Annotated in this window: 20 protein-coding genes and 2 pseudogenes; 9 read left to right on the top strand and 13 right to left on the bottom strand. The window is 58.6% G+C overall.

Going from position 1 to position 22,887, the window contains the following annotated elements; translation table 11 throughout:
* Positions 1-82: 82 nt before the first annotated feature.
* The 6 genes from C8J40_RS11585 (at position 83) to C8J40_RS11610 (ending at position 5,431) form a co-directional block, all read left to right on the top strand.
* Complete coding sequence (locus C8J40_RS11585) at positions 83-559, top strand: hypothetical protein (RefSeq protein ID WP_132897171.1); 477 nt, start codon at positions 83-85, stop codon at positions 557-559.
* Positions 559-3,075 (top strand): N-6 DNA methylase, encoded by a 2,517-nt coding sequence (locus tag C8J40_RS11590; RefSeq protein WP_132897172.1) that lies wholly within the window; start codon positions 559-561, stop codon positions 3,073-3,075. The genes C8J40_RS11585 and C8J40_RS11590 overlap by 1 nt, the downstream gene beginning before the upstream one ends.
* On the top strand, positions 3,072-3,575 hold the full coding sequence (locus C8J40_RS11595; RefSeq protein WP_132897173.1) for a PIN domain-containing protein: 504 nt from the start codon (positions 3,072-3,074) through the stop codon (positions 3,573-3,575). The genes C8J40_RS11590 and C8J40_RS11595 overlap by 4 nt, the downstream gene beginning before the upstream one ends.
* 795 nt (positions 3,576-4,370) lie before the next feature.
* Positions 4,371-4,568: a hypothetical protein gene (locus tag C8J40_RS11600; RefSeq protein ID WP_165911437.1), complete on the top strand. Its 198-nt coding sequence runs from the start codon at positions 4,371-4,373 to the stop codon at positions 4,566-4,568.
* A 109-nt stretch (positions 4,569-4,677) separates the two neighbouring features.
* Positions 4,678-4,881, top strand: a complete 204-nt coding sequence (locus C8J40_RS20745) for a DUF5818 domain-containing protein (protein WP_132897174.1) — start codon at positions 4,678-4,680, stop codon at positions 4,879-4,881.
* A gap of 106 nt (positions 4,882-4,987) precedes the next feature.
* The gene (locus C8J40_RS11610) at positions 4,988-5,431 is read left to right on the top strand and encodes a hypothetical protein (protein ID WP_132897175.1); all 444 of its coding nucleotides are present in this window, start codon (positions 4,988-4,990) and stop codon (positions 5,429-5,431) included.
* A 338-nt stretch (positions 5,432-5,769) separates the two neighbouring features.
* On the opposite strand, the gene C8J40_RS11615 is transcribed toward C8J40_RS11610, so the two are convergent.
* Both C8J40_RS11615 and C8J40_RS11620 read right to left on the bottom strand, forming a co-directional pair.
* Positions 5,770-6,012 carry a hypothetical protein gene (locus tag C8J40_RS11615; RefSeq protein WP_132897176.1) on the bottom strand — a complete coding sequence of 81 codons (243 nt, stop codon included), beginning with the start codon at positions 6,010-6,012 and terminating at the stop codon, positions 5,770-5,772.
* Positions 6,013-6,279: 267 nt separating this feature from the next.
* Positions 6,280-7,335: a hypothetical protein gene (locus tag C8J40_RS11620; protein ID WP_132897177.1), complete on the bottom strand. Its 1,056-nt coding sequence runs from the start codon at positions 7,333-7,335 to the stop codon at positions 6,280-6,282.
* Positions 7,336-7,654: 319 nt separating this feature from the next.
* Here C8J40_RS11620 and C8J40_RS11625 point away from each other — a divergent pair, with 319 nt between their 5' ends.
* Positions 7,655-8,446: a hypothetical protein gene (locus C8J40_RS11625; protein WP_132897178.1), complete on the top strand. Its 792-nt coding sequence runs from the start codon at positions 7,655-7,657 to the stop codon at positions 8,444-8,446.
* A 70-nt stretch (positions 8,447-8,516) separates the two neighbouring features.
* Here the strand turns inward: C8J40_RS11625 and C8J40_RS11630 are convergent, their stop codons facing one another.
* The 10 genes and pseudogenes from C8J40_RS11630 to C8J40_RS20330 form a co-directional block, all read right to left on the bottom strand.
* The gene (locus C8J40_RS11630) at positions 8,517-8,834 is read right to left on the bottom strand and encodes a hypothetical protein (protein WP_132897179.1); all 318 of its coding nucleotides are present in this window, start codon (positions 8,832-8,834) and stop codon (positions 8,517-8,519) included.
* Between the two features lie 1,430 nt (positions 8,835-10,264).
* Positions 10,265-11,191 carry an EF-hand domain-containing protein gene (locus tag C8J40_RS11635; protein ID WP_132897180.1) on the bottom strand — a complete coding sequence of 309 codons (927 nt, stop codon included), beginning with the start codon at positions 11,189-11,191 and terminating at the stop codon, positions 10,265-10,267.
* Positions 11,192-11,837: 646 nt separating this feature from the next.
* A complete protein-coding gene (locus C8J40_RS11640) occupies positions 11,838-12,566 on the bottom strand; it encodes a Crp/Fnr family transcriptional regulator (RefSeq protein WP_165911439.1) in 729 nt (242 codons plus the stop codon).
* A 260-nt stretch (positions 12,567-12,826) separates the two neighbouring features.
* Entirely contained in the window at positions 12,827-13,708 is an 882-nt protein-coding gene (locus tag C8J40_RS11645) for a YihY/virulence factor BrkB family protein (RefSeq protein ID WP_132897182.1), read from the bottom strand.
* A 498-nt stretch (positions 13,709-14,206) separates the two neighbouring features.
* Entirely contained in the window at positions 14,207-15,961 is a 1,755-nt protein-coding gene (locus C8J40_RS11650; protein ID WP_132897183.1) for a PAS domain S-box protein, read from the bottom strand.
* A gap of 227 nt (positions 15,962-16,188) precedes the next feature.
* Positions 16,189-17,022 (bottom strand): annotated as a pseudogene (locus C8J40_RS11655) (sodium:proton antiporter); the annotation flags it as partial.
* A gap of 237 nt (positions 17,023-17,259) precedes the next feature.
* Positions 17,260-18,444, bottom strand: a complete 1,185-nt coding sequence (locus C8J40_RS11660; RefSeq protein ID WP_132742189.1) for a hypothetical protein — start codon at positions 18,442-18,444, stop codon at positions 17,260-17,262.
* A gap of 1,010 nt (positions 18,445-19,454) precedes the next feature.
* Positions 19,455-20,009: a hypothetical protein gene (locus C8J40_RS11665; RefSeq protein ID WP_132742190.1), complete on the bottom strand. Its 555-nt coding sequence runs from the start codon at positions 20,007-20,009 to the stop codon at positions 19,455-19,457.
* Positions 20,010-20,062: 53 nt separating this feature from the next.
* Complete coding sequence (locus C8J40_RS11670) at positions 20,063-20,947, bottom strand: hypothetical protein (protein WP_132742191.1); 885 nt, start codon at positions 20,945-20,947, stop codon at positions 20,063-20,065.
* On the bottom strand, positions 20,944-21,204 hold the full coding sequence (locus C8J40_RS20330) for a hypothetical protein (protein ID WP_165886653.1): 261 nt from the start codon (positions 21,202-21,204) through the stop codon (positions 20,944-20,946). Before C8J40_RS20330 ends, C8J40_RS11670 begins: the two co-directional genes overlap by 4 nt.
* 336 nt (positions 21,205-21,540) lie before the next feature.
* Between C8J40_RS20330 and C8J40_RS11675 the strand changes: the two genes are divergently transcribed.
* Positions 21,541-21,882, top strand: a complete 342-nt coding sequence (locus C8J40_RS11675) for a helix-turn-helix domain-containing protein (protein ID WP_207901209.1) — start codon at positions 21,541-21,543, stop codon at positions 21,880-21,882.
* A 286-nt stretch (positions 21,883-22,168) separates the two neighbouring features.
* On the opposite strand, the gene C8J40_RS11680 is transcribed toward C8J40_RS11675, so the two are convergent.
* Complete coding sequence (locus C8J40_RS11680; protein ID WP_056056312.1) at positions 22,169-22,456, bottom strand: hypothetical protein; 288 nt, start codon at positions 22,454-22,456, stop codon at positions 22,169-22,171.
* 93 nt (positions 22,457-22,549) lie between these two features.
* On the opposite strand from C8J40_RS11680, the pseudogene C8J40_RS11685 reads away from it, so the two are divergent.
* Positions 22,550-22,882: pseudogene (locus tag C8J40_RS11685) on the top strand (tyrosine-type recombinase/integrase); the annotation flags it as partial.
* Positions 22,883-22,887 lie beyond the last annotated feature (5 nt).

The raw sequence follows: 22,887 nt of genomic DNA on the forward strand, positions 1-22,887 counted from the left end.
AGCGCCAAGGAATTCCTTGCCAACGCGCGTCCGGACCGCCATCTTGGGGTTAACCCCAAACCAAACGGGTAGTGCTCTGAACTTGAAATTGACACCCGGCCAAGTGCGTGAGGCGCTTCAACTCTCTCAGGACACGTTTCGCGGGTGGCGTAATGCGCTTGCACCGTTGAACGGGCGCAGCGGTTACACGCCATGTTTTTCGCTGGCGGATCTGCTTGCCTTGGCGATTGTCAAGACGATCGTCGACGGTGCTGGCGTTCGGATCGGCGCTTTGGGGCCTGTAGCCCCTGCTCTCTTCGACCTCACCAATCAGACCGCCTGGCCCTTGCTGGAGCGGTCGCTGCTCATCATGGATCTCCGCGCTGGTACATTGAGCTTGGTTGCCGAAACCCAGTCGCCCCGAACGGGTGTTGTTGATCTTCGAGTCGCTTGCCAGCCGATCTTGGCCAGTCTTGACGAATGGCTCCGCGGCGAGCAGCGCGGCGATGGCCAGCATGTTCTGCGCTTCCCGCTGACATCCATTGATCCCGAGCGTCGCTTAGCGGGAGGCGGATCCTGATGGAGCAGCTGATCCCTTTCAGGAAAGCATTTGAAAGTCTCGGCTTCGCGCCGGGCGTAATCTTTGATGATTACGTCTTCTCGGATGTACTCGACGTCGACCCCCGTGATCGCACGGTGCATCTCGCAGCATTCACGCAGACGCCGCCCTCATACCGCAACGCCGCGATGGCGGTGATCGATGTCGGCTCATCAGAAGTCGACGCCGTAGCCGACTACCGCGCACTTGGCGCGCCGCTGATCTTCTCGATCGCTGGGGACGAAGTAACCGCATGGCAAATGCGATCCGCCGCTCCACCGCGAATGATCGTCCGGGCGCCGCTATCCGAACTCGCCGCCCTGTTCGACCAGAACCGTGACACTTGGACTCCCCTCGCTATCCATCGCGCCAAGTCGATCGGCCACGTTGCCCCGGAATATCAGCTCGACTTTGTCGACGCAGGCTTGATGCCGGCGATCGAGGGGCAGATTCACGGGAAACTAGACCGCGCAATCGAAAGCGTTCTGAACGACGCGGTGACCGCCGCGGGCCTTGCGCCTGGCGATCGAAGCCACCGCGCCCTGTTCCAAGCGACCTTTCGGCTGCTTGCCGCGAAAATCTTGTCTGACCGCGGCCATGAGATTTCGCAGCGCTGGAATCCTGACGAGATCGCCTCGGTACTCGAAGTCATCTCAGCCTATTACAAGCTGCCATCGCTTGCTGAAGGCCCCCCGGGCCTCATGGTCGGCTTCGAGCAGGCGTGGCGCCGTTTACGCGATGGCTTGAGTTTCAGGAACATTTCCGCCGACGACTTGGCATTCGTTTACGAACAGACACTTGTCACACCCGAAACGCGCAAGCATTTCGGCACGCATAGCACACCCCGCCAAGTGGCCGAGCATGTCGTGGCCAGTTTGCAGCTGTGGAAGCACGATGTCGAAGATCTGCGGGTTTACGAGCCGTTTACAGGCGCCGGCGTTTTGCTCGTGGCGGCGCTGCGTCACGTACGCGATCTTTTGCCGGTGCACTGGTCAGACAAGGCAAAGCACCAGTTCCTGGTTCAACGCCTCGCCGGTGACGAGATCGATGCCTTCGCGGTCGAGGTGGCGACGCTATCACTCATTCTCGCCGATTACCCCAATGCCAACGGATGGAAGATTGGCCAGGCGGATCTGTTTGCGGACGACTATCTCGCTGCGCGATCGAAAACCTCGAACGTGATTATCTGCAATCCCCCGTTCGAGTCTTTTACAGCCGAAGAGCGGGTTCGCTATCCAGAGGCCCTTAAGCGTTCAGCGGCCAAGCCGATCGCGGTATTGAACGCCGTTCTTGATGCCAAGCCGCTCGCAATAGGTTTCGTCCTCCCCGAGCCATTCATCCGGGGCAAACAGTATGCCGCACAGCGGCGCAGAATTGAGCAGATGTACGCTGAGATCGAGCTCGTGTCGCTGCCCGACAGGACGTTCAATGCCTCGGTCATTCGATCGTCGTTGCTCATCGCGCGGGCGCCGCGCGACCCGGCAGCCGAGCCGGCTAGTACGAGCATCCGCTGCGCCGTTGTGAGCGAGCGCGAGCGCGACGCGTTCCTTTCAACCGGACAGCTGAACGTGGTGCGAGAGCAGACCCGCCCGTTCGCCGGAACCGGCGATCTTTGGATCGAAGAGCTGGCGGATGTCTGGTCGTATCTTCAGTCTGCGGGCACGTTGGGCGAAATCGCGGCGGTACATCGCGGCATCGAGTGGCGGTCAGACCAGGCTGCGGCGGTCCGTAGTAATGCGCAGCCCGGTTTCGTTCCCGGCATTCACGCGAGCGGGGCAATGCGAATGTTCGCCACGACGGGCGCGTCGGTATGGCTCGACGCCCGACCCGAGCGCCTGTTGTACAAGGCAATCGATCTCCCTTGGTCGGAACCCAAGATCCTCGCCAATGCTGCGCGCGTTAGCCGTGGCCCTTGGGCGCTGGCCGCAGCGATCGATCGGACTGGCAATGTCGCCTCGCAGCAACTGTTTGGGATCTGGAGGAAGCCCGGCGCGCCGTCCCTGCAAGCGCTTGCCGCGCTTCTCAATAGTCCACTCGGCGCAGCCTTCATCTCGAGTCATTCTCCTCCCGACAGAATTCGTGTTTCAGCGGTGCGCGCCGTTCCGATTCCACACAGCTTTCCGGTGGGACTTGACGATCTGGTCGATCGCTATTGCAAAGCTGCACAGTCACCATCGGGCTTATTCACGTCCGGCTCAGAGGCTGGCTTGCAAAGTTTGCTCGACGAGATCGATGGATTGGTGATGCAGGCCTTCGACCTTCCGCCCAAACTCGAACGGGCAGTGCTAGCCTATTTTCATGGCGCGCAACGGCCAACAATCCAGCCTTGGCAATCATGGCCAGCCGGCACGCTGGCGCTTGTCTCAACCCGCTCTAGCAAGGCGCAACTTTCGGCTTCGCGCGCGGGCGGAAATTGGATTTCCGATACATTCAGGCCGCTCCCCAAGGAAGAAGCTATACTTCTTAGGGAGGCGTTGGATGACGTCGAACCGCGTTGAAGGGGTATCTCTTCGAGACAAACACGTTGTCTGCACTGCTATCGACAGATCACACCCACCATGCGGCTGCAGTTGCCATAGTCCAGTCCTTGCCGGACGACGCCCTAAAGTTCGTATCATGCGTGGCTCTGGCTGAGTTGCAATTTGGCCGTGAACTGATTGTGGCGTTTACGGGTAAGGATCCCACTCAACTAACGCAAACGCTGACCCGCGCGTCGGCGGGCGCGGTGCTCGACGTTACGCGCCACACGGCCTCGAACTATGCTGAGCTGAAAGCCAACCTCGCGAAGACGTATCTCGCGAAGTGGATGCGTAGAGACAGGCCACGCTGGGTAGAGAATTGGATCGACAAGGCTACGGGCCAACATCTCCAGATTGACGAGAACGATCTTTGGATATGCGCCCAAGCGCGCGAGCATGACCTGATACTCGTCACGGCCGATCAAGGAATCCGCCGCATTGCACAGACCGATCCTGCGGTTCAGCTGCTGCTTATCTAGCGACATTTAATGGCAGCGACACGGCAGTGTTAATGTCCGTGCGATCTCTCGCTCCATTATCCTAATTTGGCCATGAGCCGCCCGGCCGCTCCCTGCTCTACCGCCAGGTTGCGGTTGTAGGCGCCCTGCCGACCGACAGGACCGCCTCAGGCGTCACGACAGCAGCTTCCTGCCCTTTTAAGGCGTTTCGGTGCTCACGACGCGCCTCGCTCCTTGGCGGGTTTTGTACCGTAATTTATAGAGAGAGGCAAATTCTCTGATGTGAAAGGTGCAATTATCGCATGATCTTTAACCGCTCGTGGTTATTATGGTTAATAATTGTTAATAGAAACATTTCTATGCCAGCACGTGTAATCTTCAATCCTGTGGACGATGTACTGTGTACGAATGTTATCGCGCAATCTATTGTACAATACATTCTTTCCACGTCGCACGTGGTGCCCGCAGCTTCCAAAGATACAGTTCCGGCTTTAATTATATATCAGTCGATCAGGCCCAATGCCCTGCAGTCTGAACGAACGGCAGCTTACTGTGATCACCACTCGAAAGCGGCCGTTCCGCTTTCCACCAGTTTTACCGTAAATGCGGACGGTCCGAATGAACCGTGATGGCGCCGATCACTCCTTGAAGCTGTGCGTTCCTGCCGCTTTGGGATCTGCTGCCAGAACGCGGTGCGGTTCTCCATTAGAGAAGCGTCTTCCGCCTGCAGATAGCGGGCATTTTTGGCCGAATGACCTCAGCCAACCGGCCGTAAATGTCCCTGCCGCCCCCACGACGTTTATGATAAGAGGCGGCATGCTCAAGACAAAAATGAAGCGGGTCGCCGATCGCGGCGATCACGCCGTGCGGCGCCTTGCCGAGATACAAGCCTCGATCGTGGACCTTTCCAACGAGGATCTGCTCGATTTGGCCGACATCTTTAAAGCCGAGCCCTGCTCACCAATCGGGGATATGGCATTCGTTGAAATGGCGCGGCGGAATATCAGTCTTTAGAGACCGGTCGGGAAAGGATTAGCAGGATTATGGGACTACCAAGGAGCATCGGCTGCCCCAAGGATCTCCCGCAATTTTGCATGATCATCAACGGAGCGACGACATAGCGATGGTAGCGATTGGTACCCGGATCAATGAGATAGGCACCTTGGTCCGCGAGGGCGGAGCCTTCTATCTTCGCCGCGATGTCGGTGGCCGCTACGAGCTGGAATTGCATCGAACCCCCGTAGATCTGGTAGAGAAGCGCGTCCGGCTCATCGGCACATTGGTTGGCCCGGATCTGGTGAACGCTGACGGCGTTGCGCCAGCTTAGTTGACTGTACATTTGTCCCGTTCGGTCGTCAGCCACTGGCCGCGATTCTGATTCAACCTGACTCATTGGCGTTGCGCACAAACCACGAGCGGGCATCATCCATGCCATGGAACAGCGGATCATTCATGCCTGCGGTCATGAGCAGGCTCATCATCTCACCGGCTTTGACAGCCAGCAGGAGCGAAAGGCCAATTGGCTCAAGACGACTACCTGTCGAGACTGCTTCGTTGCGGAGAAGCGGGCTGAAGAGGTCGCCGCGGCAGCGTTAAGCAGCGCAGCTGTCTCACACCTTGCTCTTCCACCTCTAACCGGCACCGATCGGCAAATCGGCTGGGCGTCGACGATCAGGACCAAGCGGCTCGCAGCGCTGACCAACTCAAACAGCGACGCCGACTGTAACGCATGCCTTCGGATCACTGACGCCAAATGGTGGATCGATTGCCGCGATCTGACTGACGTCGATCTGATGGCAGCCGCGAACCGAGCGTCAAACATTCAATGCGTGCCGACGCTTATGGCATCGACCACGAATCCCACGATTGCCCTCTAAAGGCATAGGCCGACCCCGCGATCCAAGCCGGTAAGCCAGACGCATCCCTATGTGTGCAAGCAGGGTCTACACCTCCCGAAAGAGGTGTTTAATTTCGCTGCTACCGACCCTGTTTGAACGGGATTTGTGTTCAAACCGTATGCTCACTCAGGGTATACCCTATTTGACAGATACGGGATGCCCATAACTTTGTCTGCCAATCATCGGTTTCGAGAATGCCCGCGGCGTCTCGCTGGCCGTTCCCTTTTGGGAATGGTGAAAGCGGACATCAAGCCAACGCGTCATGAGGTGACTCCGTCTCGTGATCTGTCCGCCAAGCCGAACAGGCGTAGAACCTTTCAGCCGCGGTTGGAGCGCCGTTTAGCCTGCTCAGTCTGGTAGGCGTCGCTTCGTGCGCATTCGACTTTCGCCTTTGATCGATATCTATCTTTTTTGCACCGAGTGGCGATGCTCTGGGAAGAGATGATGTTGAGCTTTCCACCCTCGGCAACGCTTCCTGGTTGGTCCAGCCGTTGGGATTGAGCGGGACCGGAAGCCATTCCGACGATCAACATCGCATAAGCGAGGTACACCTGACGCATCCAGCTCTCCTTCGTAACCGCTTAACTCGGTCGCGCTTATCTTTCACATAGTCGTGGTGTCCGCAATTAGGCGGAGCTGCCGATACCTCCCTTCCCGCAAAGGATCGATTCCGAGAACGCCTGCGACGTCTCGATCAGCGTTCCTTTTCGAGAAATTTGGTGTGCCGTCGCGCAGAGGGGGATGGGCACAGCATGAGCCCCGCCTCGACATGAACGAAGGGCCGAAGTTGGGCAGCAGAAATCACCCCGCGAATATCGACTTCTGGATCAATCTGCATGGCTCCCACCGACAGCGATAACTCCATCCTGATATGCCGGCCGCGCCCTGATCGCGATCGTACCGCGATCGGCATCATAAAGAACGTCATAGGCAAAATACGCCAGGAGACCCGATCGAATCCGCATGCCTTCCACTCGCGGATCGGCGACGGCATTGAACCTCGATGCCTGCATCCTGCGGCCCACGGTGAAACGGACTCCCATTGCCTCCGTATCGGTGCTGCCACCAAAAGTAAGCCGAGCTGTCGTGCCTTCGGTCCAGCCGTTATCGGCACGGTGGTTGACGAGTTCAATTCCCGGGGCGCCGCTATCGATCAACGTCGGCGCGCAGACGGGTTTTCCGTTGTTGTGCTGTAAACACGCACGCACTGCGTCATTCGATCGCGTTCGATGCGCGTCCGCCAAAAGAAGTGGCGTAAAACCGATGATCTGTTGCTCGCTCGGATTGAGGATTAGTTTCCCGATATGCGTCTCGCCTGGCCTGGGTAGTTCGACGATCCACCGGTGGGCGCCAATCTCTTGAAATGGGTTTGGCAAGTCGGCGCTTGCCAAACCCACACCGAGTATGGCGCGAAACCCCTCGCCGGCGAGGCCATTGCCCTGAATACCGAACTGGCGGCGATCGACGTGCAAAGCAGGGCAATCGGGACGGGCAGCACTACATCCGATTGCACGAATATCTTGCCAGCGGGCGCTTTTGTGAAGGTCACCGACCGAAACTTCTGTGCGGACCACGGGGCCCTCAAGGGTGGTGCCGACGCCATAGCCGTATCTTTGTACCGGTCCAACTTCCTTCGTGGTGGCAGAATCTATAACGCCTGGGAGTACGCGCAGCCCAACCGAGCCGGTATCGAGACCGGCGTCGATCGGATGCCCGTCGACTTTGATCGTTATCGCGTAGCGTCGCGTCCCGTCAGACAAATCGACCTCGCGGATGGGAACCTGAACGGAAGCCGATTGGGTTTGGGCACCGCCCGGAAGAGCTGCAACCTGGGTGCCGGCTGCAAGGCAAATTATGACGAACGATGTTTTATCTCGAATCATCGGGCGAGCCTTTGCACTGTATATTCCTTTTATCAGCAATCACGACGTACGCGATCATGCCGGCAGCGGCAGAGCTAAGTTGTGCGGTTCCCCGTACGTGAGCATCGGGGCGTGAATCAGACTGCATGATGAGCGTATAGACAGGGATAGCCGGGGAGGGCGCCGAACGAACCTATTTGGTTGTGCCGGGCAAAAAGTGCGTGATACCGTTGTTGCGCCTCCAGATATGAATGCTCGCTCGACGAGGGAGGCTATGCTGGAGATGATCCCGTCATAGTTTACCAACGAAGTGGCGACAGGTAACAACAGGAGTCGAGCCATGATCAAAACGTGTGTCACGGCCGCTTTCCTGTTTGGTTTGGCCACCGCGAGCGGTGCGGATGGCGCCGACCGATCAATAGCCACTGTCGCGCTTTCCGGTCCTTTTGCCACGCAGACGCCGTGGCGCTTGACGGTGACGCAAAGCGGGCATCCCGGTATATCCGGCACCGGAGATCCCGAACCCGGCGTGGTTATGCCGTGCCTCCGGCATGCGGGTTCTTTGACCTGCGATCCCGCCCTAGACGTTCGCCTTGACCCCAATAGGCAGATGAGTGACTTCGACCAACCGCATTACCTGCGTATGGCGCGCGTCGCGTATCGACAGGCGGGCGATCGGGAGCCGCTGCTGATTGTCGTTCTGGCCAGCATTCACGCGGGTAACGGTGGTCAACTTGTCGGCACCCAGGCTTTTGCCTATCACCGAGATACCGACCGTTTCGTTAGTCTGTTTACGCATACCACCGGCACCAACAACAATCAGGAGGTACGCTTCGTCCAAGCGGGGCTGCTGCGCGGCGCCTTCGTCACAGTCGAGCCGACCACCGACGCGCCTTTCGGCTACTGGGTCACGGTCGCACGATCGAGCGACCTGACTGCGCCGTACCGTACCGTGCTGCGCTATCGCAGCGCGACAGGCTATAACGACGGCAACGCGCTGCCGGTGATCGATTCAGAAATGCCGGAAATACTGCAGCGCCTTTCGTTGTGGCGACCCGGGCAGCGGCTGCCGCTACCAGCGTCCGGCTGCTCGAAACCGACACTCAAGAACGGCGCGTTGTGGTGCATGTAATCGTCAGTCGCCGAACAGCACTGCCAGCCCGCTCAGTTTCTCGATCAACGATCGAGAAACGGGAAAGCCTCTACGCCACAGCCGCGAGGCTTTCTGCGCGCTGTAAGTCCTTAGGCCGCCCAAAAGCGGCGAGCATGGCTTGTAGGTCCGCCTTCTCGGGGACGAAGACAACCAAGCCAGCAACCTCAACGCGTTGCCGCGTCGCTGGCAGTACCGGCAGCCACGTCTCCCCTGACCGGCGGTGGAAGTCTGCCATGAACTCCACCGGCAACGGCGTCGTTCCGGTCCAAGTGCCGAAGATCTTCGACCGAAATGCAGCATGTGCCGATCCTTGCCGAAGCTGGATGCCGATCGTTGGCAGAATGCGTTGCGCATCGGCAATGCTCAACAGTACGTCCACGTCAGCTACGTGGCCTGGATCAGCCCCGTGCAAGGCGACGGCTGCGCTCGCGATAATCCACTACGGATCACGCGCCTCGACCATGAGATTTCCGACCGCGCCTAACGACGCCAAGAGGGGTGGGCTGACCGTCATCCGCTTTCAATAGCGTCTATTATCCCGCTTGGGATGGCATTGCGGGAAAGCGGGTGAAGACGGGTAGTATGGGTTATATGGCTTCATAGGCAGAAGCCGTCCGGCAATAGAGGCAAGTCGTGGCGATCACGTTGAGGTTGCAGAGGGGGCGAAATGCGTGATTTTTGCATCCGAGCGCCTACCGGGAATGTCGAATTTGTCACTTTCAGGGTGCTCAACAACGTGCTCTGCTGGGCACAACCTATGGGAAGTATCCGCATGGTTGATGCCTTTCTCCGCATGCCGTTACGGTTCTGGCTTCGCGTCGGCACCGTATTTTCCGTGCTTTGGTTAGTAATTATAAGTTTGGTGCGGTGGTCATGGCTATCACGCGAGCATTTGAGAATATACTTTCACAACCTTGGATCGTGCCATTTGCACGCAGTTGATTCCGGTAGCGCCTGCGTCAAACTTGCCGAGCATCAACTAGAGGTCAGTAGTAATTCTGTCTTGCCGTTATCTATCGGAACAAGCATTTTTCAGCTAGCGCTTATTTGGGCTCTTGGTGCTGTAATCGTCGGCGGCTCAAGATGGGTAAGCCGAATAGCAATACGATGATGATCGATTTTAATAAACCGTCACATCCATAATATACAAATTACTGAGTTTGTAACACGTCTGCAACCGTACCGATTTTGGTGCCGCATGTTAAGTAAGACAACAACTGGCTGCAGATTCATTTTTGGTGGTATCAGTATCATACTTTTTGTGGCAATGATCTGGCTAAGGTCAAAGATTCCTTATAGCTCTGGTCTGTACAATATAATTTACAATCATTCGAGACCGCATAAGCCTGAGGATAACAATACATTTCTATTCATATTCCACTATTCTGCTGTCTTGCTACCGTAATTACTCCATTCTCTTTTAGTGGCAGTATTAAAAAAAGAGATGGCGCTGCACCCTATAATTATCCATTGTTCTTTATTGTATTCATCGCATTCGCGGTTGGTTGAATTGTTCGATTTAGTATCTTGGGGAAGTTTTATGGGATTTCAGGCTGAAAGGTTTATAGCACGTTGACCGAATCAGCCGACGAACCACACACCGTGATATACATAATAATCGCTAGGACTAGGCAAACTAAAAGTACCGCCAACAGCAAATATGGTGCTAACATTGATGGTTGGCGCATAAATGCTATCTCTGCGATAGGTTGGTCCCGCTCGATCCAACACTTGTGATTCTCTATCAGAGATTTATATGGGTTAATTTTTTTCATTTATAAGTTAGGAGGCATAAGCTTACCTTGTGATCTTAATCGTCACGGGCGACGAGATAGCCTTGGCATAGCGAGCCGGCGTTGCGCTAGGATCGAACAGAGAGACCATCGCCTGGACTTGGTAGATACCCGGCCCCGGGAAGATCGTTCGGGTCATTTCGTGGATGGCGACGCTAAAAGGGGCCTCTCCGCCGATAGAAGTCAGCTCGCCGGGCGCAAGCGGCGGTGGCGGCGGTGATCCTATCATTCTTTCTGCAGGCTCGACGAACTGGCCGGTCGACGATCTCACCAGAAAGACGATCCCGCGTGTCACCTGAACAAATGGGGAGATAGCGAGACCATCACTTGTTGCAGTAAGATCCACTGTAAACGTCGCCATGCCGCTCATCGGCGCTGCGCCGGCCTTCAACGCTATTTTGATAGGAGTCGCTGATCCCGACCACGTAGCCTGAGCGGGAGGATTCCATATCTCGCCCGCCTGTCCGGCGTCCTTCGCACGTGATGAAGGACGTAGCGATACGCCTTCTGGCGTCCTCCCATCGCTTATGGTCTTTTGCATAAATGCCATTCGTTCTTCCGGCGTCACCACACCATCGTGGTTCGTATCCTGAAGCGCAAAAGCACGCTTTGCCGCGGCGATCTCTTCAGCGAGAGATATCCGACCATCCTTGTCGGTGTCGCCTGCTTGGAAAAGTGCTGCTGACAACGGCGGTAGCGGATGGGCGGTATCGGTTCCCGGTATTGCCAAACCGTTCATAGACTTCGTGATGAACCGGGCCATCTCTGTTGGGGTGACGTCTCCATCACCGTTTGCATCCATCTTCCTATGAAGCGCAGTGGCGCTCGCCAGAGCCGTCGCTTCGGTGTCACGACCCAACAGATCGGGGCTCGATATCGCGCCGGAAGCGGCAGCCTGTGCCGCAAGAATCAGAAGGAAAGGCATCACCATTTGCCAGCCTAGCCCCGGATGACATTACACGTTGCTGACGCGAGGATTAAATCGACCCCCCTCGGATGATTTTTGCATCAAGAGTGGGCGGTTACTCCATAGGTCAGGCCATTCTCAAAATTCGATCGAGTTTTGAGAAGGGAAAGGAAGGCGGGCCTTACGCTTTAGTAAAACGCGCTAGATATATTCGGGAGGCGGAAGGAGAGCGGACAGGCGGCTCGCGAGATGGTAGAAATTGCAAAATCCGTTGAACGCTTTGCCGCTTAAATCCAAAATTGTATTGATCTCGCTCAATCCGATCCCTGCCTTCGGGCGTTACTAGCCAATGGAACCAGACGAACCATTGTTACGCGAAGCGTATGAAGCGGGCTTGAAAAGCGGTCAACGCGAAGGGGTTCCAGACCAATGCCCCTTTGAAATTCATGACAAAATGTCGGAGCGTTTCGCGTGGCTTTCCGGTTTCAGCGTTGGCAAAACTGTACGACTGTTGAAATAGTCGTTCCCCGTTTTCATCGACGCCGGGACGCCCTGCGACATGACATTAAACGCTAACAGAACTGTTCCATTTTGCGCGGATATCTACAACAATCGGACTCCCAAATCCCGTAATCGCGCCGCAACCGCGAAGGAACACAAGCCAACCCTTTCAAACCGCAGGCGGCAACCACGCGGTCTCGATCTCGCCGTAACGATCCATAAACCCGGTCGCCGCGACCAGCGCCGCTTCATCGACGATCCGCACCCGCCGCCCGGTCCGCTCGATCACGCCCGCCCTTTCCAACGCGCGGATCGTCCGGTTCACATGTACCTTGGTCAGCCCGAGCGCATCGCCGATATCGGTCTGCGTCAGCGGCAGGTCGAAGGAATCGACGATCCCCCCCGCCGTCACACGCAACCGCGCCATGATGTCGAGTAGCAGCGTGGAAAGCCGTTCGCTCGCCCCCATCCGCCCGATCGTCGTCAGCCGGTCGCTCATCGCGACGTTCTCGGCCGCTGCGATTGCATAGAGGAGCCCGGCGATCCGCGGTTGTGCGCGGAACAGCAGCCCGAGTTCAGTCTTCGGCAAATCGATCACGATGCAGTCCGAGATCGCGGTCAGTGTCGCCGCTGCCTGCGACCAAGCCATGCTCGACGTCCCGATCAGGTCGCCTGCGTAGTGGAAGCGCAGGATTTGCCGCCCACCGGTGACCAGCTTGGTCGACGAGTGCAACCACCCCTGTCGCACGACATACAGCGCGTGGCTTTCGCCGCCCTCCACGACCAGGACATCGCCCGCACGCAAGCGCCGCTCGCCGCGTTCGGCGTGTAGAATCGCCTCGCGTTCGGCGTCGGTGAGATCGAGATGCCGCCCCAGTCGGGCGATCAAACCGCTCAATTGCATGCCTTACCTCTTCCCGCCTGCGCTCGGCTGATGCCGCCCCGTCGCCAGATAACCGAACCCCGCTTTAAACCAAGCTTATTACTCTCCCATACTGTATTCACGCTAACCAAATGATGTCTTCAATAGACTAGAAGGTCTTAGCGGTAAGATCTAATTATTCCCAAGTTAATTAATATTTTATAGACGAATATACCACCAAATAGAAGCTCGATACGTATGGTAAAGCTGTGAAGTCAGTGACACAATTGTCTGATTTAAGATTCAACGCGAGCGTCTTTCGCGCGATATGCCTGTACGTCCAGCGCGGCTCCTAAGAGAAATGAATATACGCTCAGCCATAACCACGTCAACGCCACGATAATTGCGCTCAGAGATCCGTAGGTTGCCCCATAATCACCAAAGTTCGACACATAGATACTGAATGCTGAACTAGCGAGCAGCCATACAATAGTCGCAGCAACCGTTCCGGGCGTCGCCCAACGCAACCTCGCACGCGGGCGGTACGGTCCAAAGCGAAACAATAGCGACGCCCCGGTTATAACAATTATAGCCAGTAGCATATAGGTAACGAGTCTAATGAGTAATAGTACAACACCCGGAAACCACGGTACTAGAGTACCGGCAAATGCAGCTAGGGCACCTGATCCAATCGCAACAAAAACTAGCACAATTCCGCCCAGCACGACCGCAAACGAGGTGAGCGTCCAAACGATAAAATTCCGTTTATCTTTTACCTCATAGGCGACATTCAGGGCGGTCATCATCGATGTGGCAGCTTTGCTACCCCCGTACAGGGCGATGAGCAACGCCAACCCGAGTCCAAATCCTTTTTTACCTCGCGATCCTGAAACTACTGTGTCGAGTTGTTGGCCTATTAATACCGCGACATCCTTTGGCACAGTAGAGAATAGCTCGCGAATATTGCCTTGCACCGTCTGAGCATCGGCGAACAGGCCATAACTGAGCACAATTGCGGCCAGAATTGGTGCGATGGAAGCTATTATGTAGAAAGCCGCGCCAGCAGCGATCATTCCAAGATTGTCGTCGCTGGAGGAAGCCCATGCGCGCTTTGTTATTCCCCACCAATCTTTGTGGAACGATCGCCAGAGGTCGGACGAAGATAAATCTAGTTTCATTATCTAACTGAACGAAGAGAATGAACCAAAGCTCCCGAGTTTTAATTAACAAGCAATATCAGGTGTTTAGACGAACATCGAGAATTTTGGTCAAATAAAATTGCTTTGACACAGTAGTTGGAGGCTTACCGTCTTCTGGAGGCCAAATTTGGCTAATTCTCGACATACGTTCCTTCCGAAAGCCCAAGCTTCTGGAGCGGCGGAGCGGAAAGCGTTAGAGACCTGCGCGATGCAGAGAATGATGGTACGATAGGCGAGTGCTGAAAACATAAATGAAGCAGTATGCAGCGCAGAACGCTGATGCAAGAAAGAGTCTTACGCAGATTGAGACATCAATCACAGAACTTGGAAACTAAGACCTACTCGATCTTGCTGGCATTTCTAAGGAAAGATCCAAGCAGATTGCGCAGTATGGCTTCGCTGAAATGGCCCGACGTAAAATCAGTCTTTAAAACAATCAGCAACCATCGCAGCCGAGCGTCGCTCACGCTGTGGGTATTAGTCCTCTTCCAGTAACGCGCGAGGGCAGTGGAAAACAGCCGCAAGGCCTTCATCGGTGTAGTCGAGCCTGGCTTGCCGCGCACCTGCGATACCCATACCTATCAGCCGTGATCCGAAACCTGTCGCGGTAGAGGCACGCGCGGGTGGCCCGCCCTCCTCTTTCCATCTCAGGCAGAACGTCTCGTCTTCGACCCACCATTCGATCCGTACGAGGCCGTCTGGTACCGACAGCGATCCATACTTGACCGCGTTCGTCGCCAGCTCGTGCAGCAGCAACGATAGCGACAGCGCAGCCCGCGATCCGACGACCATGTCAGGGCCTGTAAGCAGGAAGCGGCGCCCTTCCGCCTCAAGCCTCAGTACACGCTCCATAAGCTCGCTGAGCGATGTCGAGGACCAGCTGGTCTGGATCAGCACCTCATGCGCACGGCTCAGCGCTGCCAGCCTGTTTTGTAGGGCCGTCGAAACTGATTGGTCGGTCCCACGCAACGTCTGGAAAGCAACGGATTGCACCATCGCAAAGGTGTTCTTCACCCGGTGCGACAGTTCATGCATAAGCAACTGACGCTGCTCATCGTGATCCTTGCGATCGGTGACATCGACCACTGTGCCAGAGAAGCGAACAGGTTGGCCCTGCTGATTGTAGATCATGCGGCCTTTGCACTCGACCCAGCGTAGTCGCTCGCCGGGAATGGCAAGCCGGTACTCAACCAGGAAGTCGGCGCCAGTATCGAACACCTGTCGTATCCTGGCGCGCAAAGGCGCTACATCCTCCTCGACTACATGGGTTTGATATTCCTCCATGGTCAGACCAGCTTTGGTCTGCGCTTTGTCCAGGCCATACAGGCGCGCGAAGTGGGCGTCGCCGTGCAGCAGGTCCGTATCAACGACCCAGTCCCACAGGCCGACAACACCGGAGGCGGCCAGCGCCATTTCCAGTCGCTCATCAGCGAGCCTCACTTCCGTGCGGTCGCGCAGCATCTTCACATAACCCTGCAGTTCGCCGTCCGGCCCTCGCAGCGGCATCATCTCGCCACTGGCCCAGAAGCGCTCGCCGCTCTTGCGAAGGTGCCAACGCTCGTCGATCCCTCGGCCGACGGTTCTGGCTCCTTCCATCTCCTTGTCAGAGATACCTGCCGCCCGGTCTTCTGGCGTAAAGAAGGCGTCGAGGTCCCGGCCGCAAATCTCCTCGGGCGTCCAGCCAAAGATTTGATGCGCCCCCTCGTTCCAGTCCGTGATCCTGCCATCCCGGTTCATGACAATGATCGCGTAATCGACCGCGCTGTTGAACACGGCTTCAAACCGCGAACGCTCACGTTGCAGATTGAGCAGCGTGACGACCTGGCGACCCAGCGCTGCCAAGGCTCCTGCCTGATTATCCGTAAGTCCGCCTGGACGGGGCTCACGGTCCATGATGCACAGCGTGCCAAGCGGCTTGTCATCGGAACCGACCAAGAAGACGCCGGCATAGAAGCGCAGCGCAGGATCAGCCGTGACCAGTGGATGGCATGCGGTGCGGAGGTCAGCGCTGAGATCAGGAATGACGAGGAGATCACGCTCGTTGATCGTGTGCTGGCAGATCACTTCGTTGAGCGGTGCCGTATTGGCAGTGATGCCGATGCTCGCTTTCGGGATTTGCTGCCCCGCCTCTATAACACTGACGAGCGCGACCGGTGCGCCACAAATTTGTGCTGCAAGTCGTACTACATCGTCAAATTGCCCACCCTCCAGATTGAGGCCGCTCCAGGACACGGCATCCAGGGTCTTTGTCGGGCTGGCAGATTGGGGCACGAAAGCAGAGATCCTGGCAGAAACGGTAGATAGCCCTGCATTAGCATGATCCTGAGGATCTGCTCTAGCTCCTCTTCGATCGTCGTCGGCAAAGTTCGGGATCCAGAGAGATACGACTTTACGATGTCATCGTAGCAGCCCTCGCCAGTGATGTGGGAGGTGGGAGCCTGATCGCCGCTCCTTCAGCGTCAGCTATTTGGGCTGCGGGCTTTGGCGCGATCAAGAACGCGCTCAACAGTGCCGCCTTGCACGATCACCGAGAACAGCACCACGATGTATGTGGCGGCCAGCGCGATAGATCGCGCCGGGCCATCTGGCAGGCCAAGGGCCAGCGCTACCGAAATTCCGCCACGTAGGCCGCCCCAGATCAGTGTTAACGGCGCGAGCCGTCCGAGCGACAGGATCGGTCGCAGGACCGCAAGCGGAGCGACGACCGCTATCCCGCGGGCCAGCAGTACGAGCGGCACCGCCGCGACACCAAGCGCGATCAGTCGCGGATCCCATGCAATGGTCACGACCTCAAGCCCGATGAGCAGGAACAGGACGGCGTTGAGGATGTCGTCGATCAACGCCCAGAACTTCAGCAGGTAATCGCGCGTGATGTCACTCATCGCATCGGCAACGCCCTTGTTGCCAATCAGCAGCCCGGCGACTGCCATGGCGACCGGACCGCTGATGTGGAGCTGCGCGGCAAGCGCGTAGCCCCCCATAACCACCGCCAGCGAGATCATCACCTCGACATTGTATTCGTCAATCGATCGCATCGCCCGGTAGCCGATCCAGCCTGCCGCCAACCCCAGAAGCACGCCTCCGCCCGCTTCCTGAAGGAACAGTGCCGCACCGTGACCGAGCGACAGCGGTTCAGTGCCCAGCGCGGCTTCGAGCAGGATAGCGAAGACGACTACCCCGACCCCGTCGTTGAACAGGCTTTCACCGGCCACCGTCGCTTTCAGTGTCGGCGAAACCTCCGCTCGACCGAGGATGCCCATGACGGCGACGGGGTCCGTCGGGCTGATGAGCGCGCCGAAGACGACCCTCCTCGCCCGTTAGCGTCGCCAGCAGTCTTTCGACCTTGCGCCACGTCTCGACGCACGATCCGCTTATGGGCAGACATCCGTCCTCATCGCCGCCCGCCATCGCGACGGCGGAATGTATCCGCTCGATCGCAGCGTCGGAGAGCACAACGCGCACGGGCATCAGCCGCCGTTCGGCGTGATCCCGAGGCAGACCCCGGCGATACTTCCAGGACATGTCGGTTGTCATATGCCCGGGAACCGTTCGGCTAACGATCTGGGACGTCCAACCCGGTATGCTTCAGACGACGTCGCTTCGAGCCCGTCGAATGCCTTCTGCCGTTCGTGGACTTCCTCGAAGGCGTCGATCCGCTTGCTGTACTCGACGGCCGACGCCAGCGCGTTCTTGCGGGTATGGTGGGCGGAATACCACGCCAGCATCTCCTCGTCGTCGCTCCACCCCATGTAGGCGGCAAGCCTTTTGCGCTCCACCGGCCACAGCTTCCTGTCCATGCGCTCGATCGCATCCATCCTCGAGTGGACGTACTCGTGCCGAAGCAGGTGGAAGGTGACGAAGCGTTTCACGCCCGTCTCGCGAAATTCTCGATCATTGCGGTACAGGTCCATCAGGACGGCCGCCGCCTTTCCCTGACGATAGAGCCGATCATAGGAAAGGCCTTCGTTCCCGCGTAGGGTGAAGAGCGGCATCGTCTTCAGATCCGACCGGTTCCTGCGGTCCGCCGCAGTGCGTCTGAGCTCGGCGAGGCCTAGCCCGCCGCGCAGCCGCCTGTCCCCGTCGACATAGACGAACAGCTTGTCCCACAGCTCGCGCGGCACGACGAGGGTCAGCACCCTCTCGCCGTCTGACCCCTTGTTGATCACGGGGATTTGGCGAGGCTCGGGACTGTCGACCAGCAGATCGTACATGGTGATTGCCGCGCCCTGACTAAAACGGTTCCCCGCGTTGCGTGCGAGGTCGTGGGCCAGGATGACCGCTTCGTCGGCACCGGTGCGCCGTAGCCCTTCCATCAGCCGGTCGAAGACCCGCGGGTCCTCCAGCCTCGGGGCGATGCCTGGGTCGCTTCGCATCCGCAGCCAGCGATCGGTGTCGGTGCGGCGCCTGGCGTTGTTGTTCCGCTGCCGGGTATGTTCAAGATCGACTCTGCTCGGGTCGCGCCCTTCGAAGAGCTGCGTCGCTAGAATACCGGTTACAGCGCAGACCGCCCCGAGCATCCGCGCGATCTCCGAATGTCGTCCTCGAGGGGGCGATACCCACTGCGATCCATTGCGGGTCTTCACCCGCGCGCCGACGCTCTTGAGGAACTGGTCCATCACCGCCCGGCACTCCGGCACGCCGAGCGTGAACCTTCGTGCCGGCTCGGCTCGCTCACGAGCGGAATTGTTTAGAAACGCCACGAAGCCTGCAGCCATGGTTCGGCCCGGAGGACCATGTCGTGCGGCAAGCGTGCTCACGGCCCAGGAAAGCATCCGATCCTGGCACCCCCGCCCGTCAACGATCCGAAGGGGAATCTCATGCGGCACATTGACTAGCCGGTATGCATCAGGAACGACGTTAGAAGCCATGATTGACACCTAGCATTCATATAAATGCTTTTCAACCATATTAGTCGGTGTCGATCGCCCTTCGCTAGCACCCGACCTGCACCGCAAGATATTTACACCTGTCGCAAGCCCGCCGCTGCGAAGTCTGCAGTGGATCGACGTTACTCCAGAAAACCCTATGTAAACCGGAGTTGGTCGGGCACCGTCCGTCCCTTGGCCGCCTGCTTTTTCACGTGTGTAAATGCGACCAACGGCAACGCCTTGCCACCCTGTTCTGGGACCACGCTCGCTCGGATCGAGCCGATATCAGACCGCGCTGTCCGGCCGGTGCGGCGAGTACAGATCTGCGCGCGAAAGTTCGTCAACAACAGTCATGACGGCGGGATCAACCCAATGTAAACTTGACCTGGTTGGGCACCGCCCATCCCCTTCCCCGCTGCGTTTCCGCATCGGTAAACCGGACCAACGGCAATGCCCTGCTGCGCCTGTGTTAGACCCTGCCCGCCCGATTTTAGTCGCTTTTAGATCACGCTGTCACGCTCGTCCGTCGGACATGAAGGCGCAGACGACGGTATCGCCAGAAGCAGTCAGAACGTCGGCATCGAGGAAGAGATCGAGCATGTCCCATGTGGGCTCGGCGGTGCCGTCCAGCGGATCAGCAGAGCTCCAAGGTAGTTCGCCGGGCGGCTTGCCGTCCGGAGGACGTCGCCACCCTTACGCGACGACCGATCCCGCACCGCCCATACAGCATCCTCTGCGATGACCAATGAGCCGTGGCTATCAACAGTGTCAATCACGCCCTGCCAAAGATGCTCGCGAGACTGCCCGCCACATGGACGGCGGTGGGAAGCGTGTCGCCCGGCAGCTCGGATCGCCGATCAGGATGCCACTACCCACTCATCGACGGCCGCTACGAAAGAACGCGCCAGCTGCGGCGCCATCGTATCCACGACCGCCGCGCCGAAACCGCGGATTAGGCGCATCGCATCCAAGACCAGCAACCGCCTGGATCCTCCATGACCGCCCAACCAGCGCCGGACGTCATCGCCGGTGGCGGCCACCGCAGTGCCGCCCCCGTCCCCGTCGTCGGCATCGACGCTCCTCATGCGCACCAGTATGGGCAGCGCGGCCGTGCGCGTCCCACGCTCGCTCCAGACTCCGGCCAGAGCAGCGCGGAGATCGGTCCAGGAAGCGTCGATCATGGCCGCAGCCGGCCCGGGAGGCACCATCGCGTCTAAAAGTTCATGAACAAGGACGAACCTCATCACGTCGTCGACGCCGAGACGCACCTTCAGACCACGCCCGGCCGTGACTGCGGGAGAGGGCCAGCCTTGCCGCATGAAGTACTTCACCCGAGAGTCGAGCACACGCGGCTCCCATGCCGGATGCATGTGGCTCAACACAGCGAGCAGCGCTTTCGTATCGATGTCCATGACTTCCACGATGCCCGCGTCGCGCCCGCCCGACAACCTGTACCTTCTGCGGATCAGTGGACCGTGCCCCAGGGGCCTCCTTGGGCCATGGCCCGGTTCATCGCAACGGTCGTGAGATGTGGTCTTCCCGTGGCCACGCTACGGAGGTACCTCGATAACGCTGGAAGACCGGCTCGCAGCGCGACGTCCGACCGCCGATTGCCGGCAAGAGCGTAGAGGAACAGAGCAGCCGTTCCTGCGACGTCCACTTCGCACTTCTCTACAGGGTACGGAAACGACGACGGTCCGATCCGCGTTGGTCCATGCAGAGCCATGCCGACGCTGGCGCAGGCGTCGACGAGAGTGGGCCATCGACCCTGTCCGGCCATGCTGAATTCCAGCATGACGTCGACATGGCGCCCTGCCGCCGCGGACCGCATCGCAGCGTCGTCGTCAACGAGCCACCACCTGAGGCGCCGTGAGCGCAGGACTGGAAGGTCGAAGGCAGCTCCGTTGAAGGTGATCAGGGTCCCGGCGTCGGCGCAGGCCGCCACCAAGTTCTCGACGTTCCGAATTATACCCAACTCGCCATGCGTCTCGATGTCGAAAGTGGACATGGTGAAATTCGACGGAACTCCCGATCCGTCCTCGTCGAAGCCGAGCACGGTGGCGACCCTTATCTCCCGTAGGCAGGAATCCGCGCCGACCTTCGACCGGCCGGCAAGCGACTGCGCATATCTGTCCGGCCCCGTCTCCAGATCGAGCACGCAGCACCGACCGCAGGGCAGAGACCAGTCCATGACCCGGCGATCGACGATCAAGTGCTCGTCCGGATGAGAAGGTCGCTCGTCAGGAAGACCGTACGCGCGGTGGGACGGGAGCATGGCGAAGGCCTTAGCCGCCCCTCTCCCGCTTACGAGATCCGGTCGCCGACCTGTCGTCGAGTTCGAGTGCATCATGGGACTTTCTCCAATTCGAATGGACTTCCATGGTTCGGCATGTGGCCGGAGTTCGCTGACCGCCGTAGGCGGACCTCGGCAAGAGCCGCCGCATGGTGCGCGAGTTGCGGTCCGCAGCAGATTGAGCGCGACTTCCGGCTGTCCTCGGCGCCAAGGGGGGCCTCGTGGTCGAAGACCGCGAAGCCCTGCTCATGCTCGACGGAGAGGTCGATGCCGCCGCTGACGATCTGGTTCCCGAGCGTGCTGCTACCGGACACTCGCGGTGGATCGTGCCATCACCGTCTCGCAATCTCAGCCCGGATCCGCTCACACGCGCCGAACACGTACGTCGTGGCGGGCTGGTTGACACCCATCCGCACTATCCGGGGCGAGTGGATCCTCGGACATCTATAGTCGCATTAGCCGTATCGTTCGTTGAAGTTGCGGACCTTTGGATCAGCATTGTCGTCTCCCGCCTCTGATGCATCGGTCCGGAGCGGCGACGGGTGGCGGACTAGAGACATATGTGGGACCGCTCAGTTAGTTCAATGGTTCGTGAACTAATCACCTTCATTGTATATTCGCCGGTTGGTACGCCGATGTATCGACAGATCATGGAAGCGCCCTTCCTCATCGACGCGCTGTCGGCTCTGGCCCAACCCCACCGGTTAAGGGCGTACGCGCTAATAGCGGCGTCCGGGACGGAAGGAATGTCGCCCGGTGCGCTCGCAGATGCGCTGGGCATGGAGAGGAACCACCTCATCGTGCACCTCGCGATACTCGTCGATGCCGGCCTAATCAGCCGAATCGATCATGGCAGAACGGCGACGCTGACTCGAAACGAGAAGGTGTCGGCCCGCTTGTCCGTCGATATCGATGCGTTGCTTGCAGGCGGCGTGGTGCCGGGATACCGATCCCTGTCGACCCATTCGGATCGGCACGCTGTTGGGATGTAATAGGATGACCCGGCATCCCCCATCGACGATGCCGAGCAGTTTCGATCGATCAGTCCGCACTCAGCTATCGTAGGCGGATCTTCGACATAGCCGCCATCAAGGATCTTGGTATCGAAGCTCCAGGGGTGGTCATGCGGGGTCGCATGCGGCTTTTCCATCTTGAACCGGTGCAGCGCGCGTCCGTCATCCAGATGATATTTGGTAAAAGCCCGCGACATGCGCTCGACACGGACGATCCGCGTGCCTTCAGGAACGCGAGCAATGGCTGCTCGCGGTAGTCGCATACTCACGGTTCGGTTACCTCTTCATAACAGCCAGCGCGCCTCAGTTGCCGGACAATCCCGTTGAACGCTGCGGTCACGCCCTGTGCCCTGCCGATCTCGTTCTCTTGGGCTGCGGCATCCCAGTAGAGCTCGAGTGGCCAGCGTTCCGGGCAGTGCGGCAACAGGCAGCGCAGCGCCAACCGGATCTCGACGACGTCGACGCGGGCGTCCGAGCAGCGCGCGACACCGCCGCGCAAGATATGCACCGACAGCGCGATGACAACGCGTTGATGACGGACGAGCTTGGCCATCAATGGAAGTCGTGAGATTTGAACTTCATGACAGCTTCCGGATCCATGCCGTCCGCATGGGGCGGCCAGTAAGAGTTGCGAGGGGCAGGGCTCCAGGGCGTATTGCACGTCGACGGGTGGCTGTTTCCCGGTCAGCACTATCTCAAGCCGCTCAGCACGCGGCAGATCTACCGGGTGGTGGTCGAGGCGGGGCAAGCAGCGGGCATCGACAAGCGGGTCGGACCGCACACGCTGCGACACTGTTTCGCCACGCACCTGCTCGAGGACGGAATCGACGTTCGCATCATTCAGACGCTGCTAGGGCACGCCAAGCTGGAGACCACCGCCTATTACACGCAGGTCGCCACCCGGGTGCTGCGCAACGTGACCAGTCCGTTCGACAGGCTGGCGATGACCGCTATGGAAGCGAGAGCGCCCAGCGGCTGAGCGAG

This window comes from Sphingomonas sp. PP-CC-3A-396 (genome assembly GCF_004343105.1).
Lineage (GTDB): Bacteria > Pseudomonadota > Alphaproteobacteria > Sphingomonadales > Sphingomonadaceae > Sphingomonas.